At 61.7% G+C, this 11,743-nt stretch carries 11 protein-coding genes and 1 pseudogene; 7 read left to right on the top strand and 5 right to left on the bottom strand.

Going from position 1 to position 11,743, the window contains the following annotated elements; all coding sequences use genetic code 11:
* Positions 1 to 444 precede the first annotated feature (444 nt).
* Positions 445 to 669 carry a hypothetical protein gene (locus tag AC5P7E_RS05890; RefSeq protein WP_235648904.1) on the top strand — a complete coding sequence of 75 codons (225 nt, stop codon included), beginning with the start codon at positions 445 to 447 and terminating at the stop codon, positions 667 to 669.
* A gap of 149 nt (positions 670 to 818) precedes the next feature.
* On the opposite strand, the gene AC5P7E_RS05885 is transcribed toward AC5P7E_RS05890, so the two are convergent.
* Together AC5P7E_RS05885 and AC5P7E_RS05880 are read right to left on the bottom strand one after the other, a co-directional pair.
* Entirely contained in the window at positions 819 to 1,112 is a 294-nt protein-coding gene (locus tag AC5P7E_RS05885) for a copper uptake system-associated protein (RefSeq protein WP_162792510.1), read from the bottom strand.
* 134 nt (positions 1,113 to 1,246) lie between these two features.
* Positions 1,247 to 1,678: a DUF2946 family protein gene (locus AC5P7E_RS05880; RefSeq protein WP_114618253.1), complete on the bottom strand. Its 432-nt coding sequence runs from the start codon at positions 1,676 to 1,678 to the stop codon at positions 1,247 to 1,249.
* Between the two features lie 162 nt (positions 1,679 to 1,840).
* On the opposite strand from AC5P7E_RS05880, the gene AC5P7E_RS05875 reads away from it, so the two are divergent.
* The 5 genes and pseudogenes from AC5P7E_RS05875 to AC5P7E_RS05855 all read left to right on the top strand — a co-directional run.
* On the top strand, positions 1,841 to 2,308 hold the full coding sequence (locus tag AC5P7E_RS05875) for a DUF2946 family protein (RefSeq protein WP_235648905.1): 468 nt from the start codon (positions 1,841 to 1,843) through the stop codon (positions 2,306 to 2,308).
* 130 nt (positions 2,309 to 2,438) lie between these two features.
* Positions 2,439 to 4,478 carry a TonB-dependent receptor gene (locus AC5P7E_RS05870; protein WP_114618304.1) on the top strand — a complete coding sequence of 680 codons (2,040 nt, stop codon included), beginning with the start codon at positions 2,439 to 2,441 and terminating at the stop codon, positions 4,476 to 4,478.
* Position 4,479: 1 nt separating this feature from the next.
* The gene (locus AC5P7E_RS05865; protein ID WP_114618254.1) at positions 4,480 to 5,913 is read left to right on the top strand and encodes a PepSY-associated TM helix domain-containing protein; all 1,434 of its coding nucleotides are present in this window, start codon (positions 4,480 to 4,482) and stop codon (positions 5,911 to 5,913) included.
* Between the two features lie 58 nt (positions 5,914 to 5,971).
* Complete coding sequence (locus AC5P7E_RS05860; RefSeq protein ID WP_114618255.1) at positions 5,972 to 6,679, top strand: superoxide dismutase; 708 nt, start codon at positions 5,972 to 5,974, stop codon at positions 6,677 to 6,679.
* Positions 6,680 to 6,755: 76 nt separating this feature from the next.
* Positions 6,756 to 7,645: pseudogene (locus AC5P7E_RS05855) on the top strand (IS3 family transposase); the annotation flags it as partial.
* An 850-nt stretch (positions 7,646 to 8,495) separates the two neighbouring features.
* On the opposite strand, the gene AC5P7E_RS05850 reads toward AC5P7E_RS05855, so the two are convergent.
* The 3 genes from AC5P7E_RS05850 to AC5P7E_RS05840 form a co-directional block, all read right to left on the bottom strand.
* Positions 8,496 to 8,855, bottom strand: a complete 360-nt coding sequence (locus AC5P7E_RS05850; RefSeq protein ID WP_114618256.1) for an STAS-like domain-containing protein — start codon at positions 8,853 to 8,855, stop codon at positions 8,496 to 8,498.
* 3 nt (positions 8,856 to 8,858) lie between these two features.
* Positions 8,859 to 9,812 (bottom strand): hypothetical protein, encoded by a 954-nt coding sequence (locus AC5P7E_RS05845; protein ID WP_162792511.1) that lies wholly within the window; start codon positions 9,810 to 9,812, stop codon positions 8,859 to 8,861.
* A gap of 348 nt (positions 9,813 to 10,160) precedes the next feature.
* Positions 10,161 to 10,775, bottom strand: a complete 615-nt coding sequence (locus tag AC5P7E_RS05840) for a hypothetical protein (RefSeq protein WP_114618258.1) — start codon at positions 10,773 to 10,775, stop codon at positions 10,161 to 10,163.
* Between the two features lie 63 nt (positions 10,776 to 10,838).
* Between AC5P7E_RS05840 and AC5P7E_RS05835 the strand changes: the two genes are divergently transcribed.
* Entirely contained in the window at positions 10,839 to 11,123 is a 285-nt protein-coding gene (locus tag AC5P7E_RS05835; RefSeq protein WP_114618259.1) for a hypothetical protein, read from the top strand.
* Positions 11,124 to 11,743 lie beyond the last annotated feature (620 nt).

The raw sequence follows: 11,743 nt of genomic DNA, 5'->3' as shown, positions 1-11,743 counted from the left end.
CTCAATCGGGATGGAATGCGCCTTTTCTTCAGGAGGCACCGAAGGGACCTTCCCCCAGGAGACCCATTAGTCAATGTAAGTGCTCTTGGCTCTCGGTCGGGTAAGCCGTCGCTTATGAGTGTTCTGAAGTTCGCCACCGCGTTCGGAGCATCACTGCTCGACTTTCAATCGTCACGCCCCCCTGACGTTAGTCACTGTCTCTATGATGCCGCATCCATCCCCTCCTCCAGACGATGTGGCCGGCACTCCCGAAGTGTCTATTTGAAGGTTCAAGCGGCGCTGAAGGCCGCCCTCGACAGCCCCAAGTCCTCCCCCGCATTCCGCACTTTCTGCGCAAACCAGAATGTGTCTACAGGTTACGTCAGGCATAATTTCCCGATTGAAGCAAGAAGGTACGCGGATCTTCGACGCGAGTACTCCCAATGGAGACGGGAGTCAGTGACGGTGGCTGCTCTGGAGATGGCCAACTCGGGACTCATCGATGACTACAGATCTGGGCGCATCAAGCAGCTCAAAGAGCTTATCCGCGCAGTTGCCAATGCCAGCGGTGTTCAAACGCTCACCGCGCGCAAGGTAGTGGAACATTGCCTGTCTTCTGATACAACCGGACAGGCAAGCGTCAAGGATGCCCCCAGGGACTGGCAAGTGAGTTGGGCCCAGAATTCCTGATAGGCCCTAGTACTTGCCACCTACGTACTCCCAGCGCAATGTCCGCTTTCGGCGAGGAGCGGACATCGAGCGATCCGGGTTTCGCGCCTCCTGCTGCCAAGCTGATCAGTCAGCTGGCCCAGCGAACAGCTGGGCCAGCCACATCACGTTTACTTCATCCGCACGTCCCCCTGGAATAGGCTGAACTGGGCAACCTTTGCCTTGGCTAGACGACTCTCCGCTGCTTTGGTACGCGTTGCGAGCAGTTTCGCATCAGGCGCTGCCACTCCGGCGTCCTGCAGGAACTTCTCCTCCAGCAAGGCATCGCCGCTGCACAGAACAACCTCCCATTTGCCTTGGACCCGGCGAAGGAGTGCACGACCGCCGTGGGTTCCCTGGGTCCAACCGGCCACGCAGAGCGCGGCAAGGGCGAGCGTCAATGGGCGGGGGCAAGGAAGAGACATGGGTGTCCTTTGAACAAACGCGCGCAAGCGCGCATCCTCCGGGTAATCGGAGGGATAAATCTGGGAACGAGGCCTCTACCGCGCTGTTGCGGAGTCAGGACCATCGGTATGAAAACCTGGGAGCGGCGAAGCGCTCAGTTCCAGCGCAACGGGGGACCCGTGGCCCAGTAGCCTTCCGCGCGCGTGAGCAGCGGCAGGGGCTGAGGTGCTGCCGGCGAGGGGCAGACTGTCGGCAGCATACTGCCCGTCCAGGGCAGCGCGGAGATGCCGCCCAGCAAACGACCCGCCAGCACGCAGTAGGCGCAGTCATGGTCAGCCGTGGCCTGCTGCGTACCCTGCGGATCAAGGTCGGCGTGCGAAAGGACCTGCGGGGTGACGCGGACAAGCCATGGCGATGATTCAAGGGCATCGGACGCTGGGACGTTCGCCACGCCGTGGCAGAGGTCCGATGCAACCAGGGACCCCGGTGCTGGATACACCAGGCTGCGCGTAAGTACCGGTCCGGCCACGATCAGCAGCGCCGCCAGCAACGCAGCGTGGGTCATCCATCGGTGGAAGGTATCCATACGCTCCACGCGGCGAGTGTAGGGTCCAACCTCATCCTTTTCCATTCAGGCACGCCGGGTGCGACGACATGTCGCACCGGCTCCTGGCCGCCGGGCAGCCGCCCGGCCTTGCCCTACAATGCGTGGGTGCGCTTCCGTGCCTTCCACCGCAGCCTCAGCCTCATGGCGCTCGTCGCCATGCTGCTCATCGTGCTTGCCCCATTGGTAAGCCGGTGGCTCGCGCACGGCACGGCAGCAGGCCACAGCGAAGCAGTACAAGCCATTGAACATCACCCTTCTGCGATGCAGCAGCATGAGAGTGGCGAGCATCACCACCACGGTGCTGGCGACGCGACAGAAATGATGAGGTCCGCCGACCACGACCACCCTGCAATGGTGGCGCACGCCGACGTGCGTCCGCTGCAGGATCACGCCGGCAAACCCCGCAACGACCCGCATGCCGGGCACGATATGGGCGTGGACTGCGACTACTGCCTGATCGCAGCGCGCATGGTGAGCCTGCTGGTCGCCCTGTTGCTCGCGCTGATCGGCTGGCGCCCGCCGCACTTTGCCCGCGCCTGGACGCTCAGCTGGGGTTCCAGCATTGCCGCCGGACACCTTGGTGCCCGCGGCCCTCCCCTGCGCGCTTGATCGCCCGCGCCCGCCGCGCGGACACCCTGCCGATGCCACTCAACGCCTGCGCCTGACTGCGCGGGCGTAACGGCGTTTCCCGATCTCCGCACTACCTGGCTTATGCCGGGTGGTGCCGTTTGCTGTGACCATGAACCAGAACCTCACTCGCACCGCGCTCTCGCTCAGCCTGGCCACCGCGCTTGGCTGCCTTTCACTGTTGCCGACCGATGCAGCCGCGCAGGATGGCACTGCCCTTACCCTGGGCACCGTGCAGGTAACCAACGACGGTGCTTGGGACCGCAATGCACGCACCGTTTTCAGTTCCGTGGACGTCATTGGCGGCGATCTGCTGCAGTCGCAGCGCGTCGAGCACAGTTGGGAGCTGCTGATGAACGCGCCCGGCGTGCAGGTGACCCAGTTCAAGATGGGCACCGACGCAGGGCGATTCTCGTTCCGTGGCTTCAACGGCGAGGGCCGCATCAATGCCGTGAAGCTGCTGATCGATGGCATCCCCAGCAACGACAATGCGGGTGGCATGCCTTACCTGGATGCGGTCTGGCCGCTGGACATCGCCGCCATGGAAATCGTGCGCGGCACGAACGACGCGCGCTACGGCCTCAACGCCATCGCTGGCGACGTCAACGTGGTTACCCGCCAAGGCGGCAATGATGGCCAACTGAGCGTGACTGCGGGCAGTTTCGGCACGCAGGACCTGCAAATGGCCAAAGGCTTCGAGCATGGACCGTGGTCGCAGAACTACTTCATCGGCTGGCGCCAGTCCGCAGGCGAGCGTGACCATGCCGATGCCACGCAGCGCAGCTTTGCCGGCAAGTGGTTCTACACCGATCCCGACGGTGCCTGGCGCGGCGGCTTGACGACCCGCTACTACAGGAACACGGCACTGGAAGCGGGCTACCTCAGCTACCCGGAGCTGCAGGCCGATCCGAAGCAGTCGCCCGCTTACGCTAGGGACGACCGCAGCGAACGCGAGACCCGCCAGACCGCATTGCACTTCGACGGTCACATTGGAACGGACTGGGCCTGGGCCGCCAAGGCCTACCAGAACGACTACCGCAACCAGCGTTGGGTCACCTTTACCGAAGGCGGCGCGCAGCAGGAGCGGTTCAACGATGAAACCCAGCGCGGCCTGATCCTCAATGCCACCTGGCGGCCGGACACCGCGCTGGCCGAGCTGGTGGTGGATGCCGGCGTGGATGGCCAATGGCAGGACAACATCGCCCAGCGCTACCGCACGGTGCAGCGTCAGCGCCAGGCCACCCTGCGCGATTGGGACTTCGATCTGGATACGCGCGGTGCGTACGTGCAGGCGGTGATCCGCCCGATCGACCGGCTCAAGCTGGTACCGGCGTACCGTGTGGATCGCATCTACGGTGACTTCACCACTGTCTCCTCGGGCACGTCGGCGCCGGTGTACGACTATGGGCTGATCAAGCAGCCCAAGTTCAGCGCTTCCTATGAAATCAGCGAATCGCTGGTGGCCTACGGGAACTGGGGGCGCACGTTCCAGATCGGTAGCGGCAACGGCGCCTATCGCACGCAGGCGGGCAATCTGTCGCCTTCCATCAATGAAGGCTGGGAAGCGGGACTGAAATGGTCGCCAGTGGCGGGCCTGCAGACCCGCGCTGCAGTGTGGGAACAGACCGCATCCGACGAGGTGGCCACGATCCTCGGCGTGAACGGGACCGTCGGCAGCAATGAGGTTGGCAACGTAGGCAAGACCCGCCGCCGGGGCTGGGATCTGCAGGCCAACTGGCAACCGGATGCGCGCTGGCGGGCATGGGCGTCCTATTCGCGGCAGAAGGCCACCATTGAAGTCCCCGATCCAAGCGCACCGGCCACCCGCGGCCGGCAGATCGAGAATGTGCCGAACTGGCTGGCCAGCGCTGGCGTAGCGTTCAGCCCCACGCCGGACTGGACCTACAGTGCCTGGGGTAACGGTCAGGGTGACTACTACGTGGAGCGCACCAATACGTTGGGCCGCTTTGGCGGCTACGCGCTGCTCAACCTGAGCGCCACATACAGGCTGAACCTGCGCAACCAGCTTTCGCTGCAGCTGAAGAATGCCACCGATCGGGCCTATCTGTACGCCTGGTATGACAGCGGCTCCTCGGGCTATTCGCCCGGCGACGGCCGTGCGCTCTATCTGACCTGGACGCGGGAGCTCTGAGATGAACGCCACCGCCTCCCCTGCCGCCGCGGACCGCCTGCGCTTCTACCGTGCGGTGTGGCGGTGGCATTTCTATGCCGGACTGTTTGTCCTGCCCTTCATCGCCTGGCTGGCATTGACCGGCGCCGTCTACCTCTACCAGAAGCCCATTGATCGTCTGGTCCACGCAGAACTGAAGGTGGTCGAGCCGGCTGGTGCGCAGAAGGCAGCGCCCAGTGTAGATATCGCCGCCGTGCAGGCTGTTACCGGGGGCGAAGTCTTCCGCTACACCACGCCGGAGCGTGCCGATGGCAGTGTGGAGATTGGGGTTGTCGAAAACGATGGACGGCGACAGGTCTACTACGTGGACCCCGGCACATCGCACGTGCTGGGCCATTTGCCCGAGAAAGGCACGTTCTCGGGCGTGGTCCGGCGCCTGCACAGCCTGGATCTGCTGGGAAGCTATGCCAGCGCACTGATTGAGATCGCGGCGGGCTGGGCCATCCTGCTGGTCGCCACAGGTGTCTATCTATGGTGGCCGCGTGGACAGCGCGGTGGCGTGATCACCGTACGCGGGCAGCCGGGCCAACGGCTGTTCTGGCGGGACCTGCATGCGGTGACAGGCGTGTGGGTGGGCCTGGTACTGCTGTTTCTGTCAGTCACCGGCATGCCGTGGTCGGTGGTCTGGGGCAAGCAGGTCAATGCCTGGGCCAATGGCCACGACTATGGCTACCCGGCCGGTGTGCGCGTGGGCGTGCCCATGTCGCACCAGCGCCTGGCCGACACCACGACCCCCACCTGGTCGATGCGGCAGGCCCACCTGCCCGTCTCCGATGCGTCGCATGCCCAACACGCGGCGAAGCCTGGCAATGACAGCCACGAGGGACATGCAGGGCACGGTGGGAGCGCCTCTGGCGAACTGTCGCCGCAACCGGGTGCCATCGGCATCGATGCCGCCATCCACGCATTTGAACGCTTGGGATTGGCACCCGGCTACAGCGTCAGCCTCCCGCGCGGGCCGATGGGGGTGTACACCGCCTCGGTGTATCCGGAGGCGCTGGACCAGCAACGGGTCGTCCATCTGGACCAGTACAGCGGGAACGTGCTGCTGGACATGACCTATGCCGACTACGGTCTGCTCGGCCGCGGCCTGGAATGGGGCATCAATGTGCATCTGGGCCAGGAATACGGCACGGCCAACCGCTTGTTCCTGCTGACCGCCTGCCTGGCCATCGTGCTGCTGTGCGCCAGCGGCGCGGTGATGTGGTGGAAGCGCCGCCCGCTCGGCGGCCTCGGCGTTCCTCCGCTTCCGCGGCAGGGCCGCAGCGTTGCCGGCGTCTTTGCGCTGTTGTGCATCGGCGGCCTGATCTTCCCGCTGGTCGGCGCATCGCTGCTGCTGGTCGGGCTGCTTGATTTCCTGGCCACCCGCGGCTGGCGCTCGCAGCCAGCCTCCTGATTCGTTGTTGAACGCCCAGCCGGGCATCGTTTGTTCCCCTCAACGGAGACATGACCGCATGAACCTTCACTCGCTGAAATATCTGCTTGCCACCGCGCTGCTTGCGCTCTCCGGCATCGCTTCTGCAGCCGATGCTGCAAAGACGCCGTTTGCGCTGCCGGCCCTGCCCTACGCCACCAACGCACTGGAGCCGGCTATCGATACGCAGACGATGGAGATCCATCACGGCCGACATCACAAGGCCTACGTGGATAACCTCAACGCCAAGGTCAAGGATTTCCCCACACTGGCGAGCGCATCGCTGGAGGATATCCAGCGGAACATTTCGACGTACGACACGGCGGTACGCAACAACGCCGGCGGCCACTACAACCACAGCCTCTTCTGGACGCTGATGGCACCTGCCGGCCAGGGCGGCGCGCCGTCGACGGCACTGCGCAGCAAACTGGTTGAAACCTTCGGTTCCGAAGAAGCGTTCCGCACGAAGTTCTCGGACGCAGCCACGAAACTCTTCGGGTCCGGCTGGGCATGGTTGATCGTCAAGGACGATGGCTCGCTGGCCATCACCACCACCGCCAACCAAGACAACCCTCTGATGGATGCGGTGTCCGAACGTGGCACCCCCGTTCTGGCGTTGGACGTCTGGGAGCACGCCTACTACCTGCACTACCAGAACAAGCGGGCCGATTACATCAAAGCCTGGTGGCCGCTGGTCAACTGGCAACAGGTCAATGCCCGCTATGACGCAGCCGCCAGCAAGCGCTGATCTCCTCCTTCTGCACGACTATTGGAACTGAAAATCCACCATGACCCACAGAACCCTGATCAGCACCGCCATCGTCCTGTTCGAGAACGACGTCATCAAGGATGCGTTGCGAAAAAAGTGGTGACCGCACCGGCACGCAGGTTGCTGGTGCGGATCATGGTCGAGAAAGGGCTGAGCGAGCGGCGCGCGTTGGTGGTTGCACGCATGAGCGCCAGCGCGCTGCGTTACGAGCCCAGGCCGGACCACAACGTTGAACTGCGCGAGCAGATCGCTGCACTGGCACACAGGCATCGACGTTACGGCGTGGGCATGATCCATCTGAAATTGCGACAGAAGGGGCATGTCGTGAATTACAAGCGCGTGGAGCGCCTTTATCAGCAAGCAGGTCTGCAGGTGCGTCGCAGGAAGCGCAAGAAGATACCTGTCGGTGAGCGTCAGCCTTTGCTGCGCCCGTCCGCCGCCAATCAGGTGTGGTCGATGGATTTCGTGTTCGACCGCACCGCGGAAGGCCGAGTAATCAAGTGCCTGACCATCGTGGACGACGCCACCCACGAGGCCGTGGCCATCGAGGTGGAACGGGCTATTTCCGGGCAGGGCGTTGCCAGGGTGCTGGACAGATTGGCCGTTCAACGCGGTCTGCCGCAGGTGATCAGGACAGACAACGGCAGGGAGTTCTGTGGAAAAGCGATGGTGGCGTGGGCTCACGAGAAGAGAATTGCCCTGCGCCTGATCGAGCCGGGCAAGCCGAACCAGAACGCTTACGTTGAGTCCTTCAACGGGCGGCTACGCGATGAATGTCTGAACGAGCACTGGTTCCCGACGTTGCTCCATGCCAGAACCAGTATCGAAAGCTGGCGGCGCGACTACAACGAGGAAAGGCCTAAACGAGCACTTGGCGGACTGACGCCCGCCCAATACGCCGCGCAGTTGGCTGGCAAGAGGGATAAGATCAGCACCGGACTCTAAACCCGACCGCTACTGACGACGGGGGACGTCGCTCGGACACCAGATAGTTAGCGCGGCCGCTACTGACGCGTTCCGCATCGTCCACACTCTGCGGGCTTGTGGTGGCCGGCGCGCTGAACTTGGGCCAGTTGCCGCTAGAGCCTGCCAAGCGATATGCAGTCGGTTCTGTTGGAACCGAAGGGCTACGATGGACCGGTTGGGCATAGGTCGACGCCGGGGCACTTGGCACGTATCCAGAGCCATATGCTCCACTCGCTGGAGGTAGAGCGTATGGATCCTTCTTGCCAGCCTGGCCCGTATAGGGGTTGTAATTCCCCCGGATTGAGTAGTTGTCCAACGTAGACCGGTTCGGAGCACTTCTATAGTGCGGGGCTACGTAGGTCCCGTCCTTCTTGACGTAACCGCTGACCCGCACGCCCCGAGCGTCGGCATGGCTTGCCCACGCCAATGCCAGCCCCATACAGAGCATCAGAAATCCTTTCACAGCGCCCACTCCCCTGCCCTGGGATCGTCCCCAAGAGGGCGTCCTGCAGCCGGCATGGCTGCCTGACCGGATGCTACCCCTCATTCGGTGCGGAGCCAATTCGTAGGCTATAGCTCCAAACCCAAGGCGATCCTGAAGCCGGACGGGCTACCTCTGGCCTTATGAGCTACTCACGACACTCAGGACAAGGCAACCACACCCTTGCGGCTAGGCAACTTGCCCTCGCTAACGCCGGACAACTTCATTCTTAGAACTGCACCCGCAGCACACACCCGTAGGACCTCGCCCCGTGACATCTGGAAGATCATCTGCAGTGTTCATCTAAAATTGCGGAGCATTCAAGAGGGTGATCTTGGCAGAAGATGCTCAGGCAAACGCATGGGCGTGACGCTTGACCGCTTCTTCAGCTTGCCCAACTAGTGCCCGGTGAGATTTCTGCTGGATATCACGCTCAAGCCGGTAACGTATAGCGGTTCGGATAGTCCGGATCACTGGCGGGGAAGCTCCTACCACCTGAAGGCGGCTGAAGACCCACTCAAGTCCATATTGATACACGAGAACACCGAACAGCTCATCCGCGTAAGATTCCGAGATGCTCAACACATCTGTGAGATCTAGACAAACAGTCGACGCGCTCAGCTTTTCCTCGAACGAGGACCGTAGTCTGGCTGCTGATGTGCGGGAAGCTAAGTCCGACTCACCTGGCACGGAGTAGAAGGTATTCATGGCTCATCCTTTCAATAGGGTGTCTATCAGCTCGTCGAGTTCGTCCGTTTTCTCAGCCACCTGTCCCATAGACAAAACGCTAGATACAGAGAAGCGGCAGGAGAGGACCACACCAGACCATTCAAAAGGCAGAGTCTGGAGCTTTCTGGCACCATTCTTGTCGATAGTCAACATCGCGTTGCCACTAGCTAACCAGAGCAACCCTTTAAACTTCGTGACCAATTCGACAAGCTTAGCCAAGCCAAGGCCTAAGTGATTGTTTCCATTACCTTTAAATCTAGCAATAGGCCCCATCGGATTGCCCATCGCGTCCTCCGGCAGCCTCTGGGCCCAAGGGTCTTCCTCCTTGATCTTGCTTGAGTTGCCTCGGACGACGCACCACTGGATAGCCTCCTTTGCGTCTCGTATGCCGTTGCGATTCGCCACTCCAGATCGCCGCAACTCGGCGAGGAGGCCAAGGCCGCCGTCGGCAAGTGCAAATTCAAACTGAGCGCCACCGCCTTCTTGTTTTGTCCCTTCCCACTTCTGCGCCATCGACACACCGGTACTTAGCGCATGTGACCAAACGTTGTCGTGAAGGTCGCCCACTACGTCGCAAAGTTCGGCCGCAAAGAGCGACAGACAAGGATCTGTGAACCAGTTACGAATGCATCCGGCGATGTCTCGAGTGGCTTGGTTAGTCTTATCAACATCATCTAATACGACTAAAGGGCTGTAGTTGACGCCCTGATTAGACCTGTTCATCGCATAGGTATCTTGCGCGCCGATGGCCTCTTCGATTCCGATTGCCTTCCCATAGCCAGAGTGCTCACCGAGCAGCGTGAGGACATCCGACGTAGGGACTTGGTTAGCTCGACTGGATACAGCAAGAGCCGCCCACAACCCAGGGCTGCAGTAGCTAGAGCTGGAAAACGCATGCTGGAGCGCCGCGTGAGCGCTGGCGCAACGCTGATTCAACAAAACACCGGCTATTGATCGCATCCTTAGCTAGTAACTGGCAGGCATCCTGCCCGTCACCGGTCCCCCGAGTCCCTGTGATTTAGGAATTCTTATCCCTTCTTGGGAATCGCTGCAAGTACCGGCCCAGAGTCAGCAGCCTCCTTGGAAGCAGATTAGCCCCCCACCTAAGACCGCCCATTCAACAAGTTGAGCCGTCCCTCCAGCTCCGCCGCAGCCCTCCTGGACGCGGTCGCAGCGGCCTCGGTCAGGCGCAGAGCCTGTCGCTGCTGCTCGCGGGTCAGCGGCAGGCCGGGCTACCCTCCGGCCATGTGCGGCCGGTTCGTCTCTCTTCCCGGCCCCTAATCGTCAGATCGGCCCCAGGTCCTTCATGACCGCCTGCCCCTTCTGCAGGAACCCGGCCAGTACGCTCCCGCCGGCCACCTTCCGGCCCATCTGTTCATTGAGATAGTTGGCCTGCAGCCGAGCATGGGCCACCAGTTCGACCTGGGCCATGCTCGGCGTCACAGCCCGGAGGGGCTCGCCTGGCGCCGCCAGCTGGCCACCGATCGGCTGGACCACGCAAGGGCGTTGACTGTCGCTCTTGGCATACGCGGTGGCCATCATCCGGCCATTCTTCGGCGACCAGCCGCCCAGCACCAGCTCGGTCCCGAGCTGATCGAGCGGCAAGCCGGCCTCGGCCGCCGCCTTCTCGTAGTTCGGCCAAAGTTGGTCCACTACCAACCCCAACTCGGCAGATAGCTGCTCCATCGTAAAGTCCGCCCGGAAGCTGGCCTGCAGGGTCAGCTCGTAGATGCGCAGGAAAAACTGGGTAGAACCTCGCGTAGCCAGCACCAGGTTGTGCTGAGGGATAAGCAAGAGCTTCGCCCCGGCGGAATGGGCCCCGGTTAGGACATCCTCGGCCAGGGTATCCACCGCAACGACGAGATGGTCGCGAGTAAGGAGGACGTTAAGGATACTCATTGGACAAGTCCGTTGGACTGCGCAGACTATGGATTGCTCCTTCGCACCTGTCCATCATCCACTATGACGACAACAACAGAGAGCATCCTTGAGCGCCTGCTGGCGTGCGAGGCACAACTTGAGGCACAGCGTGGCTATTTGAAAGCGCTGGAATATGGCCTTCGAGCAACTGTGATTTCCCATCCCGATCCAAGCGAGTTCTCTCGCACCTGGAGCGCGTTGCTTCCAGAAATTGCGGAGAAGCACACCGATGATGGCGGCCCGGTATTCGCAGCCGCCATCACACAGGTATTGATGTTGTTGACCGAGCAAATCGATGAAGCATCGAGGAATCTTGAACGCAGTTGATCTAGCTCCTAATCGCTAGTGATCCTACTCCGTTTTAGTACCAGGCCCCTTAGGCACCGTAAGGTCGTAAGCAATGCACGCGGCTTGCATGATTCCCAATGCTGCGTACCTCTTCTCGTCAGGCTCAGTGATGTTGGACGCTGTAGGAAGCTGTATGCGGATGGTCTCGGCGATCTTGGCCCTCTCCGAGACTGTAGAGCTACCGCTGAATCCCGTGTCTTCCAGGGCCTTTCCCGCCAATCCAGCCGCACCAGCCATCCCACTTAGGCCCGCAATTGCACCTGCGTGCTTAGCCGCGTTTGCGGCAGTGAGTGCGGGCGCTATGACAGAACCAGCGATTAGACCAGCACCGTAAACCCAGAACGACGTTCTACGCTGTCTGACCGCCCGAGCTTCCATCGTCTCCAATTGCGCTTTGCAATGCTTGAGCACATCTGCGGTAGCTTCATCTAAGAGCCTCGCACGATCTTCCTGCGTGATCGGTTTGCCTTTCGGAACACCCAAAGAACGGTACTGAACTCCTTCCGTGGTCGCGCAACCCGCGCATAGAGCCACAGCAACCACTATCAAGCCTGCCAGCTTCATATGATTCCCCCTGTGGAAACAGACGGCTTTGCACC

Source organism: Stenotrophomonas sp. YJH_SMC_25, assembly GCF_059369595.1.
The sequence above is the reverse complement of the archived record's forward strand: the minus strand, read 5'-3'. Positions and strand labels throughout refer to the sequence as shown.